This window comes from Geodermatophilus sp. URMC 62, assembly GCF_052931475.1.
The window spans coordinates 5,044,962-5,071,089 of the sequence record NZ_JBRFHY010000001.1; the positions used below are offsets into that span (position 1 = coordinate 5,044,962).

Annotated in this window: 17 protein-coding genes, 3 pseudogenes and 1 other annotated feature; of the genes and pseudogenes, 12 read left to right on the top strand and 8 right to left on the bottom strand. The window is 70.7% G+C overall.

Features of this window, described 5'->3' with window-relative positions; all coding sequences use genetic code 11:
• Positions 1-120: 120 nt before the first annotated feature.
• The 3 genes from ACU616_RS24195 to ACU616_RS24205 are packed head-to-tail and all read left to right on the top strand — an operon-like array spanning position 121 to position 2,402.
• Positions 121-1,029 (top strand): SDR family NAD(P)-dependent oxidoreductase, encoded by a 909-nt coding sequence (locus ACU616_RS24195; RefSeq protein WP_446760948.1) that lies wholly within the window; start codon positions 121-123, stop codon positions 1,027-1,029.
• Complete coding sequence (locus ACU616_RS24200; protein WP_446760949.1) at positions 1,026-1,913, top strand: amidohydrolase family protein; 888 nt, start codon at positions 1,026-1,028, stop codon at positions 1,911-1,913. The genes ACU616_RS24195 and ACU616_RS24200 overlap by 4 nt, the downstream gene beginning before the upstream one ends.
• Positions 1,914-1,943: 30 nt before the next feature.
• Complete coding sequence (locus ACU616_RS24205) at positions 1,944-2,402, top strand: MaoC family dehydratase (RefSeq protein ID WP_446760950.1); 459 nt, start codon at positions 1,944-1,946, stop codon at positions 2,400-2,402.
• A gap of 312 nt (positions 2,403-2,714) precedes the next feature.
• Here ACU616_RS24205 and ACU616_RS24210 read toward each other — a convergent pair whose 3' ends face one another.
• Both ACU616_RS24210 and ACU616_RS24215 read right to left on the bottom strand, forming a co-directional pair.
• Positions 2,715-3,335 carry an IclR family transcriptional regulator gene (locus ACU616_RS24210; RefSeq protein WP_446760951.1) on the bottom strand — a complete coding sequence of 207 codons (621 nt, stop codon included), beginning with the start codon at positions 3,333-3,335 and terminating at the stop codon, positions 2,715-2,717.
• A 127-nt stretch (positions 3,336-3,462) separates the two neighbouring features.
• Positions 3,463-4,854, bottom strand: a complete 1,392-nt coding sequence (locus tag ACU616_RS24215; protein ID WP_446760952.1) for an SLC13 family permease — start codon at positions 4,852-4,854, stop codon at positions 3,463-3,465.
• A 415-nt stretch (positions 4,855-5,269) separates the two neighbouring features.
• Here ACU616_RS24215 and leuC point away from each other — a divergent pair, with 415 nt between their 5' ends.
• The 3 genes from leuC to ACU616_RS24230 are packed head-to-tail and all read left to right on the top strand — an operon-like array spanning position 5,270 to position 8,054.
• The gene (gene leuC / locus ACU616_RS24220; protein ID WP_446760953.1) at positions 5,270-6,676 is read left to right on the top strand and encodes a 3-isopropylmalate dehydratase large subunit; all 1,407 of its coding nucleotides are present in this window, start codon (positions 5,270-5,272) and stop codon (positions 6,674-6,676) included.
• Between the two features lie 3 nt (positions 6,677-6,679).
• Positions 6,680-7,279: a 3-isopropylmalate dehydratase small subunit gene (gene leuD / locus ACU616_RS24225; RefSeq protein WP_446760954.1), complete on the top strand. Its 600-nt coding sequence runs from the start codon at positions 6,680-6,682 to the stop codon at positions 7,277-7,279.
• The gene (locus ACU616_RS24230; RefSeq protein ID WP_446760955.1) at positions 7,272-8,054 is read left to right on the top strand and encodes an RraA family protein; all 783 of its coding nucleotides are present in this window, start codon (positions 7,272-7,274) and stop codon (positions 8,052-8,054) included. The genes leuD and ACU616_RS24230 overlap by 8 nt, the downstream gene beginning before the upstream one ends.
• Before the next feature lie 104 nt (positions 8,055-8,158).
• On the opposite strand, the gene ACU616_RS24235 is transcribed toward ACU616_RS24230, so the two are convergent.
• Together ACU616_RS24235 and ACU616_RS24240 are read right to left on the bottom strand one after the other, a co-directional pair.
• Positions 8,159-11,770 carry an indolepyruvate ferredoxin oxidoreductase family protein gene (locus tag ACU616_RS24235; RefSeq protein ID WP_446760956.1) on the bottom strand — a complete coding sequence of 1,204 codons (3,612 nt, stop codon included), beginning with the start codon at positions 11,768-11,770 and terminating at the stop codon, positions 8,159-8,161.
• A gap of 214 nt (positions 11,771-11,984) precedes the next feature.
• Complete coding sequence (locus ACU616_RS24240; RefSeq protein ID WP_446760957.1) at positions 11,985-12,164, bottom strand: hypothetical protein; 180 nt, start codon at positions 12,162-12,164, stop codon at positions 11,985-11,987.
• Between the two features lie 738 nt (positions 12,165-12,902).
• On the opposite strand from ACU616_RS24240, the gene ACU616_RS24245 reads away from it, so the two are divergent.
• From ACU616_RS24245 to ACU616_RS24265, 5 genes and pseudogenes are all read left to right on the top strand, one after another.
• On the top strand, positions 12,903-16,433 hold the full coding sequence (locus ACU616_RS24245) for an indolepyruvate ferredoxin oxidoreductase family protein (protein WP_446760958.1): 3,531 nt from the start codon (positions 12,903-12,905) through the stop codon (positions 16,431-16,433).
• A gap of 178 nt (positions 16,434-16,611) precedes the next feature.
• Positions 16,612-17,070 carry a MaoC family dehydratase gene (locus ACU616_RS24250; protein WP_446760950.1) on the top strand — a complete coding sequence of 153 codons (459 nt, stop codon included), beginning with the start codon at positions 16,612-16,614 and terminating at the stop codon, positions 17,068-17,070.
• Positions 17,071-17,167: 97 nt separating this feature from the next.
• Positions 17,168-18,322 (top strand): acyl-CoA dehydrogenase family protein, encoded by a 1,155-nt coding sequence (locus tag ACU616_RS24255; RefSeq protein ID WP_446760959.1) that lies wholly within the window; start codon positions 17,168-17,170, stop codon positions 18,320-18,322.
• A 267-nt stretch (positions 18,323-18,589) separates the two neighbouring features.
• On the top strand, positions 18,590-18,916 hold the full coding sequence (locus ACU616_RS24260) for an MFS transporter (RefSeq protein WP_446760960.1): 327 nt from the start codon (positions 18,590-18,592) through the stop codon (positions 18,914-18,916).
• Positions 18,917-18,965: 49 nt separating this feature from the next.
• Positions 18,966-20,246 (top strand): annotated as a pseudogene (locus tag ACU616_RS24265) (IS3 family transposase).
• Positions 19,253-19,381, top strand: a sequence feature (AL1L pseudoknot). (Overlaps the previous pseudogene by 129 nt.)
• Before the next feature lie 94 nt (positions 20,247-20,340).
• Here the strand turns inward: ACU616_RS24265 and ACU616_RS24270 are convergent.
• The 4 genes and pseudogenes from ACU616_RS24270 to ACU616_RS24285 form a co-directional block, all read right to left on the bottom strand.
• A complete protein-coding gene (locus ACU616_RS24270; protein ID WP_446761528.1) occupies positions 20,341-21,546 on the bottom strand; it encodes an NAD(P)-dependent alcohol dehydrogenase in 1,206 nt (401 codons plus the stop codon).
• A 94-nt stretch (positions 21,547-21,640) separates the two neighbouring features.
• Positions 21,641-22,126, bottom strand: a pseudogene (locus ACU616_RS24275) (transposase); the annotation flags it as partial.
• A 107-nt stretch (positions 22,127-22,233) separates the two neighbouring features.
• Entirely contained in the window at positions 22,234-23,499 is a 1,266-nt protein-coding gene (locus tag ACU616_RS24280) for an IS110 family transposase (protein ID WP_446759525.1), read from the bottom strand.
• Between the two features lie 217 nt (positions 23,500-23,716).
• Positions 23,717-24,475, bottom strand: a pseudogene (locus ACU616_RS24285) (IS256 family transposase); the annotation flags it as partial.
• A gap of 49 nt (positions 24,476-24,524) precedes the next feature.
• On the opposite strand from ACU616_RS24285, the gene ACU616_RS24290 reads away from it, so the two are divergent.
• Complete coding sequence (locus ACU616_RS24290) at positions 24,525-25,169, top strand: site-specific integrase (RefSeq protein WP_446760961.1); 645 nt, start codon at positions 24,525-24,527, stop codon at positions 25,167-25,169.
• Positions 25,170-26,128 lie beyond the last annotated feature (959 nt).

Genomic DNA, 26,128 nt, shown 5'->3' on the forward strand with positions numbered 1-26,128 from the left:
GGAGGTGCGCCCGCCCGCGACCCTCACTCTCTCCGCTCCCCCACCCGCGCCCATGAGCGCAGCAGTTCGCACATCCGCCCGGCCATCGGGCGGACCGCACCTACCCAGAGGAGTTCTGCAGTGGATCTATCGGGCAAAGTAGCCATCGTCACCGGCAGCGGGCGGGGCCTCGGTCTCGCCTACGCCACTGAACTCGCCCGCTCGGGCGCTGCCGTCGTCGTCAACGACGTCGATGCGGAGGTGGCCGAGGCCGCGGTGAAGTCGATCTCCGATGCCGGCGGCACGGCCGTCGCCGAGGTCGTCGCCGTCGGCAGCAGCGAGGCCGCACAGGCTCTGGTCGACCGTGCGACGAACGAGTTCGGCCGGCTCGACGTCCTGGTCAACAACGCCGGCATCCTGCGCGACACCACGCTGTGGAAGATGACCGACGAGCAGTTCGACGCCGTCGTCACCACCCACCTGCGGGGCACCTTCACCTGCACCCGCGCGGCGGCGATCCGGATGCGCGAGCAGGGCGAGGGCGGCCGGATCATCTGCGTCGGCTCGCCCACCGGCCAGGTCGGCAACTTCGGGCAGACCAACTACGCCGCCGCGAAGGCCGGCATCGTCGGCATGGTCCGCACCTGGGCCATGGAGCTCGCCCGCGCGGAGATCACCGTCAACGCCATCGTCCCTGTCGCGGCCACCGCGATGACCGAGACGATCCCCTTCCTCCAGCCCTACATCGAGGCGCTGAAGGCCGGCGAGCCGATGCCGCCGTTCGCCCGTCAGCAGCTCGGCTTCGGCAGCCCCGAGGACGCCGCGGGACTCGTCGCCTTCCTGGCCTCCGACGCCGCCTCCGGGATCACCGGTCAGGCCATCGGCATCGGCGGCGACCGCCTCGCGCTCTGGTCGCACCCGAGCGAGGTCGTCGTCGAGTTCGCCGACGGCACCGGCTGGTCGCCCGACGCCATCGCCGGCGTCTGGCCCGAGAAGTTCGCCGGCTCGCAGCAGAAGGTCGGCCAGGAGTTCCCGGAGCCCCCGAAGTGACCGCCCCGCACAGCACCGGCCTGGACCTCGACGCCCTGGTCGCCATCGACGTGCACGTCCACGTCCACGCCGACCTGCACGGCCACCTGGCCCTGGACGACGAGCTCAACGCCGCAGCGGCCAAGTACTTCAAGGGCGACCCCTACGACCCCACGGTGCACGACATCGCCGCCGACTACCGCCAGAAGAAGATGGCCGCGGTCATCTTCACCGTCGACGCCGAGGCCGCCACCGGCCAGATGACGCTGTCCAACGAGGAGATTGCCGACGCCGCCGCCGAGCACCCCGATGTGCTCATCCCCTTCGGCTCCATCGACCCCGCGCGCGGCCTCGCCGGCATCCGCGCCGCCCGCCGCCTGGTGGAGGAGCACGGGGTCCGCGGGTTCAAGTTCCACCCCAGCTACCAGAACTTCCTGCCGAACGACCGCCAGCACTACCCGCTCTACGCCGAGCTGGAGGCCCTCGGCGTGCCGGCGCTGTTCCACACCGGCCAGACCGGCATCGGTTCCGGCCTCCCGGGCGGGCGCGGGATCAAGCTGCGCTACTCGGACCCGATGCTGCTCGACGACGTCGCCGCGGACTTCCCCGGCCTGACGATCATCATGGCCCACCCCTCGGTGCCCTGGCAGGACTCCGCGATCGCCGTCGCCCAGCACAAGGCCAACGTCTACATCGACCTGTCCGGCTGGTCCCCCAAGTACTTCCCCCCGCAACTCGTCCGCGCCGCCAACAGCCTGCTCAAGACCAAGGTCCTGTTCGGGTCGGACTACCCGCTGCTGCGCCCCGAGCGGTGGATGAAGGACTTCGCGGCACTCGACATCCGCGACGAGGTCAAGCCGCTGATCATGAAGCAGAACGCCATCACCGCACTCGGCCTGCGCTGACCCCCACCCCCTTCCCCAAGGAGAACGATCGTGAGCACCACCCGCACCACCCTGGCCGAACTCCCCGGCCTCACCGGCACCGAACTGGGCACCAGCGACTGGGTCGAGGTCGCCCAACAGCGGGTCAACCTCTTCGCCGAGGCCACCGGCGACGACCAGTGGATCCACGTGGACGTCGAGCGGGCCAACCGCGAGAGCCCCTTCGGCGGACCGATCGGCCACGGCTACCTCACCCTCTCCCTGCTCATCCCCATGTGGTCGCAGGTCCTGGTGGTCACCGACGTCGGCATGGCCGTGAACTACGGCCTGAACAAGGTCCGCTTCCCCGCCCCGGTCCCGGTCGGCTCCAAGCTCCGGCTCACCGCCACCCTCAAGGACGTCGAAGAAGTCACCGGCGGCCTGCAGATCACCGCCACCGCGGTCATCGAGCGCGAAGGCGGCGACAAGCCGGTCTGCATCGCCGAACCGGTGTTCCGCTTCTACAGCTGAGGCGGCCCCCCGGCCCTCGACACCACCTGCACATCCTCGGGGCGGGACGCGGCGACCTGGCCTGGATCGAACGTGGGCGAGGTGGCCGGTCACGCCCACCTCCCATGGGCGCGGCGGGCACCACAGCGGCCGCAGGAGGCCGTCACGTGCACATCGGGCACGTGACGGCCTCCTTGCTTTGTCCGGGGGCTGGAGCGCCGTGAGCGCATGAGCCGAGCCCAGGCATCCAGCGTCTCCCATCCCCGGGAGCGCTGAGCCACCGGCCGCTACCAGCACCGGAGCCGCCAGGGACCGGCCGGCCGGGAAGCCCCGTCAGTCCTCGAGACGCTGCGCGATGTCGGCCGCCGCGGCGAGGACCTGCTTGCCGAAGCTCTCGCCCGGCGACTTCGGGATGCGCAACAGCGGCGCGATGACACTGACCACCGCAACCGGCTCCTCGTGCAGGATGACCGGAGCGCTGACCGATCCCAGTCCCGGCGTCCTGGTCGAATGGGTCTCGGCCCATCCCTCCGGCCGCACCTTGCCCTGCAGGGCCAGCGACGCGGAGCCACCGTCGACGAGCGGCAGCCGGACACCGACGTCCATCACGACGCGCAGTTCGGTGTCGGTGATGACGCTCGCGACGCAGAGGCGGTCCTCGCCGCGGAGCACCCACAGCTGGGTGCTCTCCCCGGTGTCCTGTGTGAGCCGCTCGAGGACCGGCTGGGCGATCTCGGCGACCCTGGAGGTGAAGAACCGGCGGCCGAGGCGGTAGTGGCCCGCGGCGTCTCGCTGCAGCAAGCCGTGTGCCGTGAGGGCAGCAGCCAGGCGGTGCGCCGTCGACACGGTGAGGTCCAACTCCCGCGCGATGTCGCTGGCCGAGGCCGGCTGTCGTTCGCACAGGTCGACGATGGCCATGCTCTTGTCGAGCACCCCGACGCCGGTCGTGTGCATTGAGGTCATGTCACGAGCCTATGCAGGCTCCCGCAACGGAGGAGCCCGCGGATCGATGCGAGGGACCCCGGCCGGGCGCCGCTGGGGGCGGCGCGCGACCGGGGTCCGAACTCGACGGGCGTGGTGATCAGAAACTGCTTGGAACGACCAGCAGGACCCAGGCGAGCAGCGGGCCGACCACGATGATGTAGCCGCAGTACGTCAGCATCTGCTTCTGGAAGCGCTGCCTGTCCTCCACCTGGGCGGAGGCCAGGACGATGACGCCGTTGGTGGAGAAGGGGCTGACGTCGACGACGGTGGCACTGAAGGCCAGGCCGATGACGAATGCCGCGACCGAGAAGTGGCCGGCCTCGAGCAGCGGCAGTGCCAACGGCAGGGCGATCAGGATGATGCCGAACGACGACCCGACGGCGGAGATCATGCCGACGATGATGAACAGCACGAGAGCCGTGAGCACCGGCCAGGGCAGCTCGGTGACCTTCTCGCCGAGCCAGTCGATGGTGCCGTTGGCGCTGAGGACGCTCATGTAGGTGACGACGCCACAGACGAGGAGCACGGCCTGCCAGGAGACGGCCCGCATCGTGGCCTCGACGTGGCGCGGGAACGCGAGCAGCAGCACGGCACCGATGCAGGTGGCGGCGACGCCGACGTCGATGCCGAACAGGGCGGCCGCGAGCAGCACGGCGATCGAGGCGAAGGTGACCCAGTGCTCGAAGGTCACCACCGTGTGCTGCTCGATGTGCGTCTGGTCCGGCGTCACCGAGGCGGGGCCGGTGCCGCGCGGGCGGCCGGCCTTCTCGGCGATCCCGTGGCCCCCAGCGGCGGAACCGCCGCCGGCGCCGGCATCGCCCGGAGTCGGGTGGGTGATGCCGCCGGCTCCGACCGCCGCGAGCTCCAGGTCGTCCTCGACGACGGTGTGCTCTCGGAACAGGTCGCGGCCGCCGAGAGCCATGAAGGCGATGGCAGCGAGGAGCACGTTGAGCAGGAAGGGCACGAAGAAGAGGGCCACCGGCGAGACGTTGATGCCCTGCTCGTCGAGCAGCTCCTGGATGCCCACCGCGTAGACGGTGATCGGCGAGAAGGCCGTTCCCAGCATGCCGTGGCTGAGCATCATCCCCATGAGCAGCGGCTTGATGTTGTACCGCTTCGCGATGGGCATGGCGATGGGAGCGAGCATCGCCACCGCCAGGACCGAGCCGAGCGCCATGAGGGCGGCCGCCAGCAGGAACATCATCCAGACGATCGCCCAGCGCTTGCCCCGGACGATCTTCAGGCACTTCTGCATGATGACGTCGAGGGAGCCGTTGGCCCGGGCCAGGCCGAAGAGCAGGGTGATGCCGAACGCCACGAAGAAGAAGTCGCCAGGGAAGGAGTCCTGGATCTCCTCCAGCGAGAGGCCCGAGACCAGGCCCCCGACGGCGAACGCCGCGAGGAACGCGAGGATGCCCATGTTGATGGGCCGCACGGTCGCTATGGCGAAAACCGCCACCAGCGCCACGATGGAGATCAGGTAAACCAAGACAGGTCCTCCTCGAGGATGGGGCCGACGCGCAGAAACCGGGTGGTCGCGTCCGTAGCTTCCCAATATTTGGGAGTGGCCCGCCAGAATGTGGGACGTGACGGGGACCATAGTGGGCGGCGTAGATCACCACAAGGCTGTGACCGAAATCAAAGTTTCGAGCCGCTGCGGGTCCCGAATGCGTCGGGTGCGGCGGTTCCCGCCGGGGCGGCCGCGGCCTGGGGAGCGTGCAACCGTCCGGGCGGATCGCCGGCCCCCGTGCACCCACGTGCTCCGCCTCTCTGGACGATCGAGTCCCAAAAACTTCGCGGGTGTCTTGTGCGTCACGTTGCCGGAGGCTTACGGTGTTCCCGGAAGTTGGGAAACACTTCCCACATATTGGCAATCGCCGACCCCTGCACTCCAGAGGATCCCCATGGCTCTGACGCTCGCCGACAAGATCTGGCAGGACCACATCGTTCGCCGCGCCGAGGGCGAACCGGACCTGCTCTACATCGACCTGCACCTGCTCCACGAGGTCAACACCCCACCGGCCTTCGAGGGGCTGCGCGAGGCCGGCCGCCGGGTCCGGCGGCCCGACCTCACGCTGGGGACCGAGGACCACGCGACGCCGACGTCGGTCGACCGGGTTCCGCTCAACGAGCTGCACCGCCGCCGCCAGATGGAGGTGATGCGCGCCAACTGCGAGGAGTTCGGCATCCCGATGTACCCGCTGGGCCATGCCCGGCAGGGCATCGTCCACGTCATCGGTCCCGAGCTGGGCCTGGCCCAGCCGGGCATGACGATCGTCTGCTGCGACTCCCACACGACCACCCACGGCGCCTTCGGCACGCTGGCGTTCGGCATCGGGACCAGCCAGGTGGAGCACGTGCTGGCCACCCAGACGTTGCCGATGCACCCGATGAAGAACATGAGCGTCACCATCACCGGGCAGCTCGCGCCCGGCGTGACCCCGAAGGACGTCGTCCTGGCGCTGATCAACAAGATCGGGACCGGTGGTGGCGTCGGCCACGTCATGGAGTTCCGCGGCCAGGTCATCGAGGAGATGTCGATGGAGGGCCGGATGACCGTCTGCAACATGGCGGTCGAGGCGGGCTCCCGGGCGGGCCTGGTCGCCCCCGACGAGACCACCTTCGCCTACCTCAAGGGGCGTCCCCACGCGCCCCAGGGCGAGCAGTGGGATGCCGAGCTCGCGCGCTGGCGGGAGATGCGCACGGACCCGGACGCGGTCTTCGACAAGAGCGTGGTCATCGACGGCTCGGCGCTCACCCCGTTCGTCACGTGGGGCATCAACCCCGCCCAGAGCGTCCCGCTGAGCGGACGAGTGCCCTCGGTGGACGACTTCTCCGACGACAAGAGCCGCCGCGCGGCCGCCCGCGCACACGAGTACATGGACCTCACGCCCGGTACCGCCATGCGCGACATCCCCATCGACGCCGTCTTCATCGGGTCGTGCACGAACGGCCGGATCGAGGACCTGCGTGCGGCCGCCAGTGTTCTCCAAGGCCGCAGGGTGGCCGAGGGAGTCCAGGTGCTCCTGGTCGCCGGCTCCGCCACGGTCCGCGCGCAGGCCGTCGACGAGGGGCTCGAGCAGGTCTTCAACGAGGCCGGCGTGACGCTGCAACCGGGGACCGGCTGCTCGATGTGCTGCGCCCTCAACGAGGACATGCTCCAGCCGGGCCAGCGGTCGGCATCGACCAACAACCGCAACTTCGAGGGCCGCCAGGGGCCGGGCGCCCGCACGCACGTCGTCTCGCCCGAGGTCGCCGCGGCCAGTGCGGTCGCCGGTCGCCTGGCCAGCCCCTCCGACCTGGAGAACTGAGCCATGGATGCCTTCACGGTCCACACGGGCCGCGTCGTCCCGCTGCGACGCTCCGACGTCGACACCGACCAGATCTTTCCCGGTCGCTTCGGACGGAACGCCACATCACGTACCGGGTACGCCCGTGCGCTGTTCGGCAACTGGCGCGATCAGGAACCGGACTTCGTGCTGAACCAGCCTGCCTACCAGGGCGCCGACATCCTGGTCGCCGGCGCGGACTTCGCCACCGGCTCGTCCCGGGAGTACGCCGTCTGGGCGCTGCAGGACTACGGTTTCAAGGCCGTGCTGTCGCCCCGCTTCGGCGACATCTTCCGCGGCAACGCGCCCAAGCGGGGACTGCTCCCGGTCGTGCTCGACCAGGAGGTCATCGAGCACCTGTGGACGATGGCCGAGCAGGACCCGAGCACGCTCGTCACCGTCGACCTCGTCGAGCGCCGCGTCACGGCGCCGGGGATCTCGGTGGGCTTCGAGATCGACGACGACACGCGCTACCGGCTGCTCAACGGCCTCGACGACATCGCTGTCACCGAGCACCACCTCGACGCGGTCGACGCCTTCGAGGCCCGGCGGCACCCGGGCCTGCCACAGACCACTCGTGGCTGACTCGCTGGTTCCGGGGCTGGAGGAGCTGCGTCCCCGGCTCTTCGGCGGAGTTCCCGAGACCCTCATCACGCAGGTCGACTTCCCCCGGCTGGACCCCGCCGATCTGACGTTCCTGCGCGGGCAGCCGGACGTCGCCTGCCTCGTCGCCGACGCACTCGACGCCCTGGGTGTCGGGTCGGTCGTCCCCGGCGCGCACCTCCCGCCGATCGCGGCCGGCCAACGGGTGTGCGGCCAGGCCGTGACCCTGCGGTACGAGCCGTACGGCGGCGTCCCGGCCACGCACCGCCGACTGCGCAGCCCGGCGCTCGCCGGCGACCGTGACCTCTACGGGCTCGCCGGCCCCGGCGACGTCGCCGTCATCAGCGCAGCCGGGCAGGTCGACGCGGCGGTCCTGGGCGACATATCCCTGGGCTTCGCCGAGGTCGCGGGTGTCGGTGGCGTCATCGTCGACGCCGCGGTCCGCGACGTCGAGGCGCTGCGCAGCCGGCCGGTCCCGGTCTGGGCACGGGGTACCTCCCCGATGGCCGGCCGCTTCCGGTGGGCGACTGCAGAGCTCAACGGGCCGGTCAACCTGGCCGGCGCGCGCGTCCACCCCGGCGACCTCGTCGTCGCCGACGGCAACGGCGTGTGCGTGGTTCCCCTGGCCGAGGCGGCCGCCGTGGTCGCCGAGTGCCGTCGGCTCGTGACCGCCGAGGAGGGGATGAACCGGGCACTCGCCGAAGCCACGACCCTGTCGGACCTCGTCGCCCGCGTCCGCGGCAGCGCTGTCCTGTGACGACGCGCCCCACGACCAGGAGGAGTGGATCCGGACCGGCTCTCCACCCCGGGTGACGGCCGGTCGCTGCGCACCACCGTGCCCAGCGACCGGCCGGGTCCTGCTCACCCGTGCAGCGGCTCGTCGGGAGTCATCTCGACCTGGTGGGCGTCGGGCTGTGGCCGCGAGTGGACACTCAAGCCCTCCGTCGGCACGGCGGCCAACGTGACGTGCGGGCGGGCCTCCGGCGGAGCGCCGGCGACACTGGGGAAGGGGGGCACGGACGGTGGCAGCTCCAGCGCGGCCAACGCCTCCTGGTACCGGCGTACGTTGCCGAGCTTGACCTGCTCGTACCCCCGGACGAGGTCGGCCGCCGCCGCCGCCGCCGTCGCGGTCTCGTAGTTGCGGTCATCGAGGTCCCGGGCCAGAGCCTCGATCATCGCCATGTAGTGGTCCCGCAGTTCCCGCTCCACCCGGCGCACGTGGGCGTATCCGAAGGGGTCCAGCGGCGTGCCGCGCAGTCGCTTGGCTCGCGCCATGGTCCGGAGGAGACCGTGCGTGGACGGCCCCAGTCCGATCTTCTTCGTCATGCCCATCGCGCGCAGCATCGGAGGATGCAGGCGGTAGGTGAGGTTCTCCCCCGTCGGGACCTCGGCCTCGACCTTCGCGATCAGGGCGGGGTCGGTGAGCAACCGGGCGACTTCGTACTCGTCCTTGTAGGCGATGAAGCGGTGCAGCCCGTGAGCCACCGATTCGCTGAACGACGTCCGGTCACCGAGACGCCGCTCCGCGTCCCAGGCGGCTTCCACGATGCGCAGGTAGCGCTTGGCGATCCGCTCCCCCTGGTAGTCCACGAGGTGGGCTGCCCGGCGTTCGGCGAGCCGACGGGTCTCACCCGCCAGGGAGGAACGCCTGAACAGGTGCGCGGGCACCGGCGCGTGGACGACGTCGGCGGACGGTCGCGCTTCGCGCACGGCACGCTGGAACTCCTCCGGCGCCGCGACGGCGGCCCTCCCCCACCGGAACGCCGCGATGTTCGCCTCGACCGCGACACCGTTCATCCGGATCCCCTGCTCGATGGCGTCAGCAGGCAGCGGCAACGCGCCGGACTGGTACGCCGACCCGATGAGGAGGAAGTTCGCGGCGACGGTTCCTCCCAGCAGCGCCTCGGCCACCCCCAGGGCGTCGTAGGAGACGACCTCCCGCGACAGCGCGCGCATGCGCCCGAGCAGGTCCTCCTCCTCCGGATAGCGGATCGAGGGGTCGTACACCATGTCGCCCGTGGGGGTCGGGCTCGTCGAGGCGATGCACACCGTCCGCCAGGGGTCCCCGTACCCCATGAACCGCGCGTCCGTGGCGACGAGGAGGTCGAGCGCGAGGAGGCAGTCGGCCGAGCCGGGGGTGATCCGGTTCGACGGCTCGAGACGCGTGCGGGCGATGCGCAGATGGGAGGTGACCGGCCCGGCCTTCTGGCTCAGACCCGTCTGGTCGAGGCCCTGCACCTTCAGGCCGGCCACGAGACCCGCCGTCGCCAGGACCTGGTTGACCGTCACGATGCCCGTGCCGCCGATCCCGGCCAGGAACACGTTGACCGTCTCGTCGCCCAGGGTGGACTCGACGTCCGCCACGGCCGGCGGCGCGACCCGCTCCCGGCGGTCCTTCTTGGCGGCGCCGTCGGGCACGGTGAGCGTGATGAAGGACGGGCAGTCCCCGTCCAGGCAGCTGTAGTCGGTGTTGCAGGAGTTCTGGTCGATGCGGGTCTTGCGCCCGAACTCGGTGTCGACCGGCTGCACCGAGAGGCAGTTGCTCTTCACGCCGCAGTCGCCACAGCCCTCGCAGACCATCTCGTTGATGACGACGCGCGTCGGGCGCTGCGGCAGCTTTCCCCGCTTGCGCAGGCGCCGCGCGTCCGCCGCGCAGCGGGAGTCGTAGATCAGGACCGTCACACCAGGCGTGTCGCGCAGGATGCGCTGCGCCTCGTCCAGTCGGTCCCGGTGCCACACGGCCACGCCGTCGGCGAACCTGGCCCGGCCGTAGTTCTCCGGCTCGTCGGCGCAGACGATGATGCGGGAGACACCCTCCGCCTGCAGCTTGACGGTCAGCTCCGGGACACCGACCGCCCCCTCAGCGTCCTGAGCGCCGGTCATGGCCACCGCGCTGTTGTAGAGGACCTTGTAGGTGATGTTCACCCCGGCGGCGACGCATGCCTGGACGGCCAGCTGACCGGAGTGGAAGAAGGTGCCGTCCCCGACGTTCTGGAAGATGTGCGGGATGTCGGTGTACGGGCTCTGCCCGATCCACTGGGCGCCCTCGCCGCCCATGTGGGTCAGTCCGGTGACCTCGCTCGTCGGCCGGGCCTCGATGGTCACCATCGCGTGGCACCCGATCCCGCCACCGGCGAGCGAACCCTCCGGTACCACGGTGGAACGGTTGTGCGGGCAGCCACTGCAGAAGTACGCAGTGCGAGCCAGCGGCAGGAGCGGCAACTGCACCGGCGTCCGCGGAGGCTCGGCCAGCTCCACCCGGTGGGCCAGGAACCGGCGCAACGGCGGGACCAGCCGTGCGGCGACCAGTTCGCCGTCGCCCGGAACGAGGGCCCGCCCGTCCGCGTCCCGTTTCCCCAGCACGGCCGGCGCGTCGGCGCGGCCGTAGAGGACGTCGCGGATCTGCGACTCGAGGAACGATGCCTTGTCCTCGACGACCAGCAGTTCGTCGAGTCCGCGCGCGAGGTAGCGGATGCGGTCGGGGTCCAGGGGGTACACCATGCCGACCCGCATGATCCGGACGCCTGCCCGGTGCAGGTCGTCGTCATCGAGGCCGAGTTCCACCAGCGCCTGACGCAGGGCGTCGTAGGCGGTGCCCGCAGCCACCAGCCCGACGGTGGCGTCCGCGGGGTCGACGACCACCTCGTCGAGGGAGTTCGCCCGGTTGAACGCCCGGACCATCTCCCAGCGTGGGCCGACCAGCTCGGCCTCCGCGAGCAGAGACAGGCGGGGATCCCTCAAGTCGATCTGCTCGTAGTGCCACGGCTTCCCGTCCCACTCGACATCGGGGACGGTGATGTCGATGCTCGAGAAGTCGCGATCGACCGTCCACAAGCCGTCGGCCACGTCCGCGACGATCTTGAGCGCGACCCAGCACCCGGACGCGCGGGAGAGCGCGACCGCGTGCAGCCCGAAGGCGATCATCTCCTCGCCGTTGCGTGGGTAGAGCACGGGCAGGTCCATCGAGGCCAGAGCCCGCTCGCTCGCGCACGGGATGCTGGAGGACTTGCAACCGGGGTCGTCCCCGGCGAGGACCACCACACCGCCCCGGGGATGCGCACCGAACATGTTCGCGTGCCGGATCGCGTCCGTCGCCCGGTCGACCCCCGGCGCCTTGCCGTACCAGAAGCCGATCACGCCGTCGTGGCTCCGCGTCTCTCCCGGGAGCGCCCGCTGGGATCCCCACACGGCCGTGGCACCCAGCTCCTCGTTGAGGGCTGGGACGAGGCGCACGTCGTGCGCGGTGGAGAGCTCCGGGAGCGCGGCGATCGTCTTGTCGAGGCCCGCCAGTGGACTTCCCTGGTAGCCGGAGACGAAGGTCGCAGTGCGACGTCCGCCGGACAGGTCACGGTTGTGCTGCTCGACCATGAGCCGGGTGATCGCTTGGACGCCGGTCAGGACGACCGCCCCGCTACCGGGCCGGTAGCGGTCCTTGAGGTCGTACTCAGCGGGATCGGTTATGGCCTCGGTCACATCGCCACCCTCCCACCTGGGTCTGCTGGGCGCATCGGGTTGGCTCGTTCATGGCGGCTGCGGACACGCGGGGCTGCTCAGGTCACGGCGTCGAGTGTCGAGGACGCCGCAGGCCGCCGACCCGCCGGCAACCGCTCCGGCCCCGGACGTCGCGCTGCTCTCACTGCTGAGTGCGGTGGACGGCTCGCCCGTCGCCCGGGAGCAGCCGGCCGGGTCAGATGACGCGCAGCTCGACGTTCACGACTTCGGGGGCGGCGTGCGTCACCGCAACGACCAGGTCGACCGCTGCCTGCTCGAGATCGTCCATGCTGTCGGCCTGAGTGCTACCGACATCGGGGATGTCGATCTCCCAGTGGTCACCCTCGGCGATCGCGGTCGCGGTGTAGTCAGGCATCCATCCTCCAGCATCAGGTCACGGCACGACATGCCGCGGAGGGCCAGGGACACACACGCTATCCCGGTCTGTCGGTGCTGGGGACTCATCCGACGATCAGTCGGCTCGCCAGCATCGCGGCGGCCTCATCAAGATCGGCGGCCGGATCCAGGTGGACGGCCAGGGCATGGCGCCGGGCCGTGATGGCAGCGGCTGCGCCGGCCGTCACAGGACGCGCGGTGCCACGACGGCGCGGACGGTGCACGACCGGCTCGGACCGCAACACCGGCCGGCGCCATGCACGTGGGCAGCTCGTCAGGCGCACGCCGGGCCGACGACAGCAGGACGGCGCGCCGACCTGCCACGCAGCTGCCGGCGCGAGCTCCCGGACCGCTGCCGCCTCGGCAGCCACGTCGTCTGGACGAGGCGACGAGCCGTGGAGGTCCGCCCTCGGGGGTTGTGTGACCCGTCACCCGGGGCTTACCGTGTTCCCGAAGCTTGAGAACACTTCTCATATTTTGGTAGCTACCGATCCCCCCGCATCTCCGGAGGACCCTTCATGGCTCTCGTGCTCGCCGACCAGGTCTGGCACGACCACCCGGCCCACTGATCCACGGCACAGGGGCGTCCGTCCCCGGTGGGCACCTCCCGCCGATCTCGGCCTCGCCGAAGCCACGACCCCGTCGCACCTCGTCGCCCGCGTCCGCGGCAACGCCGTCCCGTGAGCCCGCCACCCGTGACCACCGAGGAGAAGTATCGATGACCGCAACCCTCAGCCCGGTCGGCACACCCGGGCGCCCGGCGCACCGGCGCGACTCCTTCGGTCTGGAGGACCGGTACCTGGCCGATTCCGGCCGGATCTACCTGACCGGCATCCAGGCGCTGGTCCGGATGCTGCTCGACCGAGCGAAGGTCGACGCCGCCCGGGGCCAGAAGCCGGCGCTGTACGTCTCGGGCTACGAGGGATCGCCGCTGGCGGGCTACGACCTCGAGGTCGGCCGGCGCATGACCCTCCTCGAACCGAACGGGGTCGTCCACCAGCCCGGCCTCAACGAGGAGCTGGCAGCCACGGCGGTGGGCGGCACGCAGCTGGCCGGCCAGGGCGTGCCGTTCCGGGACGCGGACGTGAAGGGCATCACGGGGATCTGGTACGGCAAGGCGCCCGGCCTGGACCGCGCGTCCGACGCGATCCGGCACGCCAACATGTCCGGCACCTCGCCGCACGGCGGTGTGGTGGCCCTCGTCGGTGACGACCCCTCGGCCAAGTCGTCGACCTTCCCGTGCTCGTCGGAGCACAGCCTCGCCGACCTCCAGGTGCCGACGCTCTACCCCGCGGATTCCCACGACGTCCTGCTGTACGGGCTGCACGCGGTGGAACTGTCCCGTGCCAGCGGCCTGTGGAGCGCCCTGAAGATCGGCACCAACGTCGCCGACGGGGCGTCCACGGCAGAGGTGGCCTCCTCCTGGACGCCGCCGGACCTGAGCGACCTGCCCGGCGGGCTGAAGGCGTACTCGCACCAGCCGCACGCGCGGATGCTGGGCCTGGCCCTCGCCGGCCTCGAGCAGAGCCTGCACGAGAAGCGGCTACCGATCGTCCTGGAGTACCTGCGCCGCAGCGGCCTCAACACGATCAGCGGCGCCCGGGCCGGTGCCCGCATCGGCATCGTGGCCGCCGGCAAGACCTGGCTGGACCTGCGCCAGGCCCTGGACCAGCTCGGGCTCGGCGCCGAGGAACTCGAGCGCCACGGCATCCGGCTGCTCAAGCTCGGCGCGGTGTACCCGGTCGAGCCGACGGTCGTCCGCGAGTTCGCCGACGGCCTCGACGAGATCGTCGTCGTCGAGGACAAGCGCGCCTACCTCGAGACCGCCGTCAAGGAGATCCTGTACGGCGTCGCGGACGCTCCACGCGTCGTGGGCAAGCGGGACGACGCCGGCACCTGGCTCTTCAGCGCCTCCAGCGAGCTGGACCCCGATCTCGTGGCCGCCGGACTCGCCCGCCGCCTGGAGCCGGCCGGCATCGAGTCCGTCCGCGCGTGGAAGGTGAACCGGCCCCGGACGCGATTGTCGTTGTCCCTCGTGCCGCGCACGCCCTACTTCTGCTCCGGCTGCCCGCACAACTCCTCGACCAAGGTGCCCGACGGCATGGTCGTCGGCGGCGGCATCGGCTGCCACGGCATGGTGATGGGGATGGCGGACAAGCAGGTCGGTGACGTCGTCGGCATGACCCAGATGGGCGGCGAGGGCGCGCACTACATCGGCATGTCGCCGTTCGTCGACGTGCCGCACTGGGTGCAGAACGTCGGCGACGGCACCTTCGCCCACTCGGGCAGCCTGGCCGTCCGCGCGGCTGTGGCCGCCGGCGTCGACATGACGTACAAGCTGCTGCTCAACTCCACCGTGGCCATGACCGGCGGGCAGGACGCGGTCGGCGGGATGACCGTCGAGCGGGTCGCCGAGCTGCTCCTGGTCGAGGGGGCCAGCCGGGTCGTCGTCACGACCGAGGAGCCGGAGCGGGTCACGAAGGTGCTGCGCCGGGCCGGCGTCCTGTCCCGGCCGGGCGTGTCGGTGCGCCACCGCGACGACCTGCTCGACGTCCAGCGCGAGCTGGCCGCCGTCCCCGGGGTGACCGTCGTGGTGCACGACCAGGAGTGCGCCGCGGAGAAGCGGCGCAAGCGCAAGCGCGGCCTGGCACCCACCCCGGTGCAGCGCGTGGTGATCAACGAGCGCATCTGCGAGGGCTGCGGCGACTGCGGCGAGAAGTCCAACTGCATGTCGGTGCACCCGGTCGACACCGAGTTCGGCCGCAAGACCCAGATCCACCAGTCGTCGTGCAACTTCGACTACTCCTGCCTCAAGGGCGACTGCCCGTCGTTCATGACGGTGGTGCCGGGAAAGGCCAAGCCGAAGCGGCCTGCGCTGCCCTCGGACGACACCGTGCTGCCCGAGCCCGAGATGCGGGTGCGGACCGACCAGTTCGCCATGCGGATCACGGGTGTCGGCGGCACCGGCGTGGTCACCGTCGGGCAGGTGCTCGCCACGGCGGCCTTCCTCGACGGGCTGGACGTGCGCGCACTGGACCAGACCGGCGTGGCCCAGAAGGGGGGCGCGGTCGTCTCCGACGTGAAGGTCAGCTTCCAGCCCTCGGACCGGGCCGCCAAGCTGGCAGCCGGCGAGTGCGACCTCTACCTGGGGTGCGACAGCCTGGTCGCCGCCGACCCGGTGAACCTCAAGGTGGCGCACCCGGAGCGGACGGTCGCCGTCGTCTCGACCGCCGAGGTGCCGACCGGGCAGATGGTCGTCGACACCGGCGTCGAGTTCCCGGACCAGGGCAGCATCCGCGAGCAGCTGGGCGGCCGCTTCGCCGCCGCCCACTACCTCGACGCTGCCGCGGTCGCCCAGGAGAGCTTCGGCGACGAGCAGTACTCGAACATGGTGATGGTGGGCGCCGCCTATCAGGCCGGCGCTCTGCCGATCAGCGCCGAGTCCCTCGAGCAGGCGATCCGGCTCAACGGCACCAAGGTGGACAACAACCTGGCGGCGTTCCGTCGCGGCCGGCAGGTCATCGTCGGGACCACTGCCGCGTCCGAGCCGGCGGCCGAGCACTCCACCGTGCCCGGCGTCGTGGACCCGGCCGCCGTCGACCGTGTCCGGTCGCGCGTCCGGGCCGACGGCGAGCTCGGGGCCGTCCTGGACCGGCGGATCCCCGAGCTGGTGGCCTACCAGAGCGCCCGTTACGCCCGGGCCTATGCCGACTTCGTCGAGCAGGTGCGGCAACGGGAGGACGAGGCCGTCCCCGGGTCGACGCAGCTGACCGAGGCGGTCGCCCGGAACCTGTACAAGCTGATGGCCTACAAGGACGAGTACGAGGTCGCCCGCCTGGCACTCGACCCCGCCATGGACGAGCGGCTCGCCGCTCAGTTCGGCCCCGGCAGCCGGGCGTCGTACCGGCTCCACCCGCCGGTCCTGCGTGCCCTGGGCATGAAGGACAAGATCGAGCTCGGTCCGTGGTTCAAGCCTGCGTTCCAGGCGCTCTACGGCATGCGCCGCGTCCGCGGCACGCGCCTGGACCCGTTCGGCTACGCCGGGGTGCGACGGATCGAGCGCGAGCTCGTCAGGGAGTACCGCGGCGTCATCGAGGACGTCCTGCGGCGCCTCGACACGACGTCCCTGCCGCTCGCGGTGGAGATCGCCGAGCTGCCGGACCTGGTGCGCGGTTACGAGCACGTCAAGCTCGCGGGGGTCGAGGAGTACCGCCGGCGCCTCGCCGAACTGTTGTCGCGCCTGCCCTGAGCGGCTACGCAGGCACCTGTTCGGGTCGGACTAGCCGCTGCTGCGCCCCGAGCGGTGGATGAAGGACTTCGCGGCACTCGACATCCGCGACGAGGTCAAGCCGCTGATCATGAAGCAGAACGCCATCACCGCACTCGGCCTGCGCTGACCCCCACCCCCTTCCCCAAGGAGAACGATCGTGAGCACCACCCGCACCACCCTGGCCGAACTCCCCGGCCTCACCGGCACCGAACTGGGCACCAGCGACTGGGTCGAGGTCGCCCAACAGCGGGTCAACCTCTTCGCCGAGGCCACCGGCGACGACCAGTGGATCCACGTGGACGTCGAGCGGGCCAACCGCGAGAGCCCCTTCGGCGGACCGATCGGCCACGGCTACCTCACCCTCTCCCTGCTCATCCCCATGTGGTCGCAGGTCCTGGTGGTCACCGACGTCGGCATGGCCGTGAACTACGGCCTGAACAAGGTCCGCTTCCCCGCCCCGGTCCCGGTCGGCTCCAAGCTCCGGCTCACCGCCACCCTCAAGGACGTCGAAGAAGTCACCGGCGGCCTGCAGATCACCGCCACCGCGGTCATCGAGCGCGAAGGCGGCGACAAGCCGGTCTGCATCGCCGAACCGGTGTTCCGCTTCTACAGCTGAGGACCCGTCCGCCACGCAGTGCCGGAGACGCCTACCTCCGGCACTGTCCGCAAACCGCAACAGCACCCGGCGCGGTGCAAGCGCCTGAGGAGGAGCGATGAGGCGAGAGATCTTCGAAGCAGGGCACGACGACTTCCGGACCATGGCACGGGCATTCGTCCAGGACCGGGTCGGGCCGCGACTCCCCGAGTGGGAAGCGGCCGGACAGGTCGACCGGGGGTTGTTCACAGCCGCCGGCGAACTGGGGCTGCTCGGCTTCGAGGTGGATGAGAAGTACGGCGGCGGCGGGGTGGACGACTTCCGCTACAACGTCGTCCTGAACGAGGAGCTCACCCGGGCAGGCGCGACCGCCGTCGTCATGAACCTCTGCGGCTTCAACGACCTGATCGCCCCGTACCTGGTCCAGCTGTGCAGCGACGAGCAGAAGAGCCGGTGGCTGCCGGACCTGTGCGCGGGCCGGTCCGTGGCAGCCGTAGCGATGACCGAGCCGGGCGCCGGCAGTGATCTCAAGTCGATCACCACGACCGCCACCCGGGACGGCGACGACTACGTCCTCAACGGCGCCAAGACCTTCATCAGCAACGGCGTCCTCGCCGACGTGGTGGTGGTGGCAGCGAAGACCGATCCCTCGGCCGGCAGCCGGGGCATCAGCTTGCTGGTCGTGGAGCGCGGCATGCCCGGATTCGAACGGGGACGACGGCTGCACAAGATCGGCCTGGCAGCCCAGGACACGGCAGAACTGTTCTTCGACGGGGTACGGGTGCCCCGGGCCAACCTGCTGGGCGAGGAGGGCGCCGGCTTCGGGTACCTCATGCGCAACCTGGTCCAGGAGCGGCTGAGCGTCTCCGTCACCGCCGTCGCCAGCATGCACCGCGCCCTCGACGAGGCGCTGGCCTACACCAGGGATCGGCGCGCCTTCGGGCAGCGGATCGCCGACTTCCAGGCCACCAAGTTCACGCTGGCCGAGCTCGCGACCCAGGTGGAGGTCGCGCAGGTCTTCCTGGACCGCTGCATCGCCGGGCACGTCCGGAACGACCTCACAGAGGTCGAGGCCGCGATGTGCAAGTGGTGGGTGACGGAACTGCAGCAGCAGGTCGTCACGCGGGCCCTCCAGCTGCACGGCGGATACGGCTTCATGCGCGAGTACGGCATCGCACGGGAGTTCGTCGATGCCCGCGCCAGCACGCTCTACGCCGGCACGACCGAGATCATGAAGGAGATCATCGGCCGTTCCCTGGTCAGGGAGCGCTGACTGGCCCACGACGGACAGGCCGAGGACACCCGTCGGGCTCGGCAGCCGATCGGTGAGGCGGCCGGGGCTCGTACCCCCGCCTGAGGTCGAGGTCGCACTCCTGCGGCCGCGCAGGCACCGGGGACAGTGGAGGATCGTGCCGGGACCGCAGCCCGGTCCGCTCCCTCGGCCGTAGGAAGCACCCGTGATCAGGTCCGACCGAGGGCGGACACATCAGCGGCCGAGGACGCCCACCAACCCGATCTGCGGCGCTGGCAGGCGCTGTCGGTGGCCCTGGTCGTCGGGTTCATGGGCGTCCTGGACCTCGGCATCGTCGCCGTGGCACTCCCCGCCTTGCAGGAGGACCTGGACGCCTCTCCCTCGGCAGCGCAGTGGGTGGTCTCCGGGTACGCGCTCACCTTCGGCCTGGCGCTCGTGCCGGCTGGACGGCTGGGTGACGCCTTCGGCCGGCGCCGCCTGTTCCTCCTCGGCCTGGCCGCGTTCGTGCTGAGCAGCGCGGCCGCAGGGGCGGCACCCACGGCCGGCCCGCTGATCGCCGCCCGTGTCGCCCAGGGTGTGGCTGCGGCTTCCTGGGGCCGCAGAACTGCGGACTGATCCAGCTGTCCCGCCCCGGGTCTGATGGAGGCTCTCAATCCACGTGAGGATGAGAGTCACGGCGGCACCGAGGAAGTACCCCGATGAGCTGCGGGAGCGGGCGACCCGGATGGCGGTCGACGCCCGGCGGGACCCGGCGACCCGGTCCGAGGCGTTGACACGGATCGGCGAGCAGTTGGGCATCAACCCCGAGACGCTGCGCAACTGGGTCATCCAGGCCGAGATCGACGCCGGTCACCGGCCGGGCACCACTACCGATGACGCCACCCGGCTGGCCGAGCTGGATCGGGAGGTCCGCGAGCTGCGCCGGGCGAACGCGATCCTGAAGAGCGCGTCGGCTTCCTTCGCGGCGGAGCTCGACCGCCCCTCCCGCTGATCATCGCCCTCATCGACGCCCACAAGCTCGAGCACGGGGTCGAGCCGATCTGCCACGTCCTCACCGAGGCCGGCGCGACGATCACCCCGAGCACCTACTACGCCACCAGGTCGCGGCCGCCGTCGGCGCGGTCGATCGGCGACGCGGCGACCACCGCGGTCATCACGCAGGTGCACCGCGACAACTACGGCGTCTACGGCGTCCCGAAGGTGCACGCCGAATTGCGCCGGCAGGGCCACCGGGCGGCCCGCTGCACCGTCGCCCGGCTGATGCGCCGCAAGGGTCTGGGCGGCATCAGCCGGGCGAAGGGTCCGCGGACCACGGTGCCGGGCACCGGCCCGGACACCCGCCCGGACCTGGTCGAGCGCGCCTTCACCGCGACCGGCCCGGACCAGCTGTGGGTCGCTGACATCACCTACTGCCGGACCTTCGCCGGCTGGGCGTGCGCCGCGCTCGTCATCGACGTGTTCTCCCGCCGGGTGGTCGGCTGGCAGCTGTCGAAGTCCTTGCGCACCGACCTGGCCCTGGACGCCCTGGAGATGGGCATCTGGACCCGTCGGCGGGCCGCCGCGACGTCAGCGACTGATTCACCACTCGGACAAGGGGTCGCAATACGTCGCGGTGCGGTACACCCAGTGCCTGGCTGACGCTGGCGTCGTCGCCCCCGTGGGCTCGACTGGGGACTCCTATGACCACGTGCTGGCCGAGGCGTTCAACTCGCTGTTCAAGGCCGAGCTGGTCCGCAACCGCGGGCCCTGGAAGGGCATCGACGACCTCGAGATCGCCGCTGCCGATGGGGGGACCTCCCACGAAGTGGGGAACATCGCCTGCTTAGACCACCGACGCCTGCACGGCGAGATCGGCCTGATTCCACCGGCCGAGCACGAGGACAGATTCTCCTGGCACAACATCGCGGCGACTACCGTCGCCGCGTCAGTTCCGAGCCTCCACTGAACCCGGGGCGGGACCGGTCCGGACGGCCGTTGCCACTTCGGTGGTGGTCAGGTCGTTTCCCCTCGCACGGGTCCGTGTCCGCGTGCCGGCGCCGTCAGTCGCTCGTCGCGAACCGCAGGACGGGCTTGATGGTTCCGCCTGCAGCGGAGTCGGCAAAAGCCTTCTCGATGTCAGCGAAGTCGTAGAAGGTGACCAGCCGGTCGAAGGGGAATCGGCCCTTCCGCCACAGCTCGATCAGCCGCGGGATGAAGGTCTGCGGGACGGCGTCGCCCTCAATGATCATCTGCAGCTTCCACCCGCGGGTCATGGACAGGCCCGTCTCGAACGAGGTCTCCTGTCCAGGGGCCTGGGCGCCGACCAGCCCGACGGTCCCGCGGAGGGCCAGGGAGTCGGCGGCGGTGCGCAGGACGGCCGCCACCCCCGACGTCTCGAGGGCGAAGTCCACGCCGAGGCCGCCGGTCAGCTCCTTGATCCGCTCGGCGGCGTCGCCGTCGCGCGCATCGACAGTGTCGGTCGCGCCCAGTTCCTTCGCGAGCGACAGCCGCTCCGGGACGATGTCCACCGCGACGATCTGAGCGCAGCCGACCGCCTGCGCAGCGAGCACCGCGGACAGCCCCACCGCTCCCGCACCGAACACGGCGATGCTCGAGCCAGCGGGCGGACGCAGCGAGTTCATCACGGCTCCGGCGCCGGTTTGGATGCCGCAGCCGAGGGGCCCCATCAGCTCGAGCGGGACATCCGGCGGGACCGGGACCACCGAGCGGGCCTGCACGTTGGCCCGGCGCGCGAAAGACGACTGGCCGAAGAAGTGGGAGGAGATCGCCTCCCGGTTCTCCGGATCCCGCAGCGCGGTCGAGCCGTCGGGCCGGGTGCCGCCGAAGTTGCGCGCGTACAGGTCCGCGCAATACGTGTTGTCCCCGGCCAGGCACTGCCGGCACCGGCCACAGCTGTTCACCGAGAGGACCACGTGGTCGCCGATCGACACTCCGACCACCGCATCGCCCACCTGTTCGATGACGCCGGCACCCTCGTGCCCGAGCACCGCGGGCAGCGGCGTCGGGTAGATCTGCTCGCGCACCACCGCGTCCGTGTGGCACACCCCGGCGCCGACCAGGCGTACCCGCACCTCGTCAGCGCGGAGCTCGTCGAGCTCGATCTCTTGCAGCTGGAAGGGGCCGTTCTTCTCACGGACGACGGCTGCTTCGGTACGCATTGGCGCATCTCCTTCGTGCCTCGTCGCCGATCCGGCCCGGCCCGACTGGTGGGTCGGCGACCGACGGAAGTATGGGGTCGGCCACATCACCGGCCCGCCTCGGTACACGCTAGGGACCGCCGCGACCCGGTCAAGTCCCGTGGCGTGGTGTGTGACGGCGGCCGCGTGATCTTCGGTCTGGTCAGGCGCTGAGCGCCGGAATGGTCACCTCCTCGGTGGTCTGGCCGGTGTCGTCGACCGGCCGCAGCCGGCAGCGGGCGAGGACGTCGAGGCCCAGATAGCGACGGCCTTCGGTCCATTCATCGTGCTGCTCGGCGAGCACGGCGCCGACCAGGCGGATGAGCGCGTCGCGGTCGGGGAAGATGCCGACCACGTCGGTGCGCCGGCGGATCTCGCGGTTGAACCGCTCGGAGGGGTTGTTGGACCAGATCTGCCGCCAGACCTCCTTCGGGAAGGCGGTGAAGGCCAGCACGTCGGCCCGCGCCTGCTCGAGGTGCTCGGCGACCTTCGGGAGCTTGTCGGTCAGGGCGGCCAGCACGTGGTCGAACTGGGCGTGCACCGAGTCGGCGTCGGGCTGCTCATAGAACGAGTGCAGCAGCGCCCGCACCCAGGTCCAGGCGTTCTTCGGGCAGACCACCATCAGGTTGGCCGCGTAATGGGTGCGGCAGACTCCCACTGTCAACTTCGCAGCTCAGGAGCCCGTTGGTGGGTGTGAACGCAGGCATGCCAACGGCCCGCGCGTCACGTCGGGAGCGCGGGTGGGAGATGGGGGTGTCAGGCGGTGGTGGCTTCGGTCGGGGTGGCGGTGAGGATCTCGCTGGCCGGCCCGGTCTTGAGGTGCCGCGCCTGGTCGTAGGGAACGCCGTCGGTCCAGGCTCGCCAGAGCACGCGCATCCAGCGGGCGCCCAGTCCGCGCAGCGCGCGGTGATGCGGTTGCTTGCGGGCTCGGGCGGCGTCGTAGGCGGCGCGCGCCCACGGCGAGGTCTTCAGCGAGTTGTAGGCCCACCACGTGCAGGCCTCGCGCAGCCGGGTGTTGGCCGCGTAGCGGAAGCCGACCCGGTGCGAGCGGCCGCTGGAGCGGGTGACCGGTGCCAGCCCGGCCTCGGCCAGCAGCACCCCGACCGTCGGGTAGTGCTCGCGGTCCTCGCCGATCTCGGCGAGCAGGGTGGCCGCGGTGAGCAGGCCCACCCCGGGAAAGCTCAGGAAGATCTTCGCATCCGGGTGCTTGGCGAGAGCCAGCTCGAGACGCTGGTCGTAGTCGGCGAGCTGGCGATTGAGCACACCGAGGAGCTCGGCGAACACCTGCGCCGAGTGCGCCTTGCCGGCCACCGTGCCTTCGGCGCCGGTGAGCAGGTGGTCCTTCAACCGTTGCACCAGGACGGCCGGATCGACTCGGCCGCGGTAGGACTGCCGCCGGCAGAAGGCGGCCATCCGCTGCTCGCCGATGCGGGCAGCGGCCTGCGGCGTCGGATAATCGGCGATGAAGGCCAGCGTGATGTCCCGGTCGATCGAGGAGAACAACTGCGCCGGCGCCGGGTGATAGGCGTCCAGGATGGCGTGCAATTGCGCCTCAACACGTTGCTGGGACTCCAGCAATCGGTCCCGGTCGCGGGAGAGCGCGCGCAACTCGGCCAGCGCCGGCGAGGCGACCGGCAACGGGCGCCAGTGCGCGTGCTCGTGGCGCAGCGTGTCAGCCAGAGTGAAGGCGTCGAAGACGTCGTCCTTGCTGCTGGCCACCCGATAGCGCTCGCGAGCGCGGGCGGCGATCCGCGGGTTGATCGGGAAGACGCGGTGCCCGCCGGCCTGCAGCCGCTCGATGAGCAGGCCTTCGGCGCGTTCCACGCAGATCGGCAGGCCGGTTCCCAGCCCGGCGAGCTCGGCGTCGAGCTGGTTGAGGCCTGCGACGTCGTGGCCCAGGCGGACCTGCCGGATCCGCTGCCCGGTGGCGTTGACCGCGCAGAGTTGGTGGTGGCTGGCGCCCCAGTCGATGCCGATGAAGACCTCCTCGACGCCGAGGTCGATCGTGTAGCTGCTCTGCATGCATCTGGCCCTTCGAGTCCGGTCACCTCATGGCCGGCTCGGCTGGACGCTCATCTCGGTGCTCAAGGCACGACTCCCACTGGCCAGTACCGAGCCCGCCGCCGCCGGGAGGGACAGGTCTGCCGCTGGACCTCGAAGGTCACGCTGCCAAGGTCCTCTCCCGGCGGCGGAGGTGACCGACGGGAACCTCCCGCCAAGAGCCGATGTCAGCAGATGAGCGCTGCCAGGCCGCACCGTGCACCGCGGCGCCGATCGCCTCGACCAGCCCGCGGTGCGCGTCGGAAGTGACCAGTTGAACTCCGGTCAGCCCGCGGGCGGTCAGGTCCCGGACGAAGGCCAGCCAGCCGGCGCCGTCCTCGGCGGAGGTGACCTGCAGGCCGAGGATCTCCCGGTGCCCATCGGCGTTCACGCCGATGGGCAGCAGGGCGTGCACGCCCACCACCCGGCCGCCCTCGCGGACCTTGAGCACGAGGGCGTCGGCGGCCACGAACGTGTACGGGCCGGCATCCAACGGGCGGTGCCGGAAGGCCGCGACCTGCTCATCGAGGTCCTTCGCCATGTCGCTGACCTGCGGCTTGCTCAGCCGGCTCATCCCGAGGGACTCGACGAGCTTCTCCATCCGCCGGGTCGAGACGCCCAGCAGGTAGCAGGTCGCGACCACCGTGGTCAGTGCCCGCTCGGCCCGCCGGCGGCGCTCGAGTAGCCAGTCCGGGAAGTAGCTGCCCGAGCGCAGCTTTGGGATGGCGATGTCGAGAGTGCCGGCGCGGGTGTCGAACTCGCGGGGCCGATAGCCGTTGCGGCTGTTCGTGCGGGCCTCGCTGCGCTCGCCGTAGCCGGCGCCGCAGACCGCGTCGGCCTCGGCCGACATCAGCGTGTTGATGAACGTGGTGAGCATCTGCCGCAGCAGATCGGGGCTGGCCTGGGTCGGCTGCTCGTGCAGGAAGTGGGCAGCGTCGATACTGCTCGGTGCGGTCATCGCGTCGAACTCCTGAAGGACTGTGAGAGGTCTCCCAGAAGATCACGCGGTGGCCGCCTCGACGTTCAGGGCCCGCTACTCACCGGGCCGTCGCACACCACCCTGGTGGACGCCACTGCTGGCCACCGGGCTGCGCCGCGGCGAGGCGCTGGCCCTGCACTGGCCGGACGTCGACCTCGACGCCGGGTTGCTGCGGGTCCGCTGGACCCTCTCCCGAACCTCCCAGGGGCTCCGGCTCGAGGAACCCAAGACCGACAAGTCCCGCCGGACCGTGTCACTCCCCCGCTCGGCCATCGAGGCGCTCCGCGCCCACCGGACCCGGCAACTGGAGGAACAGCGCGCGGCCGCAGGAGCCTGGCAGGAGCAGGGCCTGGTCTTCACCACCGAGATCGGGACGCCGCTCGAGCCCCGCAACGTGTTGCGGCGCTTCGAGTTCCTCGCGGAGCGGGCCGGGCTCCGCGGCGTCACCCTGCACACGCTGCGCCCACTCCGCGGCCAGCTTCCTGCTGGCGGCCGGCACGCACACCAAGGTCGTCCAGGAGCACCTGGGCCACTCGTCGTACGCCATCACGGCCGACATCTACAGCCACGTCGGTCCCGCCCAGCAGCGGGAAGCGGCCGACCGGCTCGACCAGGCGCTCCGTTGGTGACCGCTGCTGTCCCTCGGGCCGCGTTGCTGTACGCGTTGCTGTAGTGATGCAGAAGGCGGGCCGACCTTCACGGCCGACCCGCCTCTGACCTGCGGTTTCACTGTCGGGCTGACAGGATTTGAACCTGCGACCCCTTGACCCCCAGCCGTCGGCCGCGGGTTCGTGAGCGTCCGTCTAAGTCCATCTGTGCAGGTCAACCGGCATACGGAACGACGGCGAACAGTGGTGAACAACCCCGAACGGGCTGCAATGGCGGTCAAAATGGTGGTCAATGAGCGCCGTCCGGCCATGCTCGGACACCCTTGATCCCTCGCAGGCCTACTCGTCGCTGAGCGTAATGGCGCCCTCAGGGAAGGGAGTGCCCGGCTCTTGCCGTGCCCGTCGTCGTCTTTGGGGCGTGACCGACAGCAGCGATGTACCGCTCCCCTCGCCCAGTCAACGAAGGCTTAGGTACCACGCGGTGACCCGTTTACCTGCAACTTTATCTTAAGGGTGTTGACAGCGTCTGGTCGGCAACGAACACGCAGGTCAGCGCGGGTTCAAGTCATCGACTCGCGTTGGTCATCGTCGGGGATCGAGGGTGGTCTGTTGGCCGTAAGTTGGTCGCGTCGCGTCGCACTCCGCCCTCGGCTGGCTCACCCCCAGAGAGTTGGAGAACCGATCATCAATCACCGCGGCATGATCACCTAACCCAATGTGTCCGGAGAACCGGGTCAGGCTCCACGTCTTCTGAGCAGTGCTGTGCCGGGGCGTTCGGCGCAGGCGCACTCTCATCTGCGCTCAGCTGAGGCGCCCGCACAGCTCTGCTCGCGTGAGGATTCGGCCGCAGGCCGTGCCCGCCACGCAGACAGGACGTCCTCGCGCTGCTGAGCACGCCGACCCGGCCCATCCGAGCGCCGACCTGCTTAACCATTCCGAGCATGCGCGGGGCAGGTTGTCCACCGGAACACGCGGACTCGGCGACGGAGGCGGCCCGCCGCCTGCCGCCACATGGGGCGCGGTC

Coding starts and splice junctions, on each gene's coding strand:
- ACU616_RS24255 (WP_446760959.1), top strand. CDS start 17,168: ATGAGGCGAGAGATCTTCGAAGCAGGGCACGACGACTTCCGGACCATG.
- ACU616_RS24245 (WP_446760958.1), top strand. CDS start 12,903: ATGACCGCAACCCTCAGCCCGGTCGGCACACCCGGGCGCCCGGCGCAC.
- ACU616_RS24270 (WP_446761528.1), bottom strand. CDS start 21,546: ATGTGGCCGACCCCATACTTCCGTCGGTCGCCGACCCACCAGTCGGGC.
- leuD (WP_446760954.1), top strand. CDS start 6,680: ATGGATGCCTTCACGGTCCACACGGGCCGCGTCGTCCCGCTGCGACGC.
- ACU616_RS24240 (WP_446760957.1), bottom strand. CDS start 12,164: ATGCCTGACTACACCGCGACCGCGATCGCCGAGGGTGACCACTGGGAG.
- ACU616_RS24210 (WP_446760951.1), bottom strand. CDS start 3,335: ATGCACACGACCGGCGTCGGGGTGCTCGACAAGAGCATGGCCATCGTC.
- leuC (WP_446760953.1), top strand. CDS start 5,270: ATGGCTCTGACGCTCGCCGACAAGATCTGGCAGGACCACATCGTTCGC.
- ACU616_RS24280 (WP_446759525.1), bottom strand. CDS start 23,499: ATGCAGAGCAGCTACACGATCGACCTCGGCGTCGAGGAGGTCTTCATC.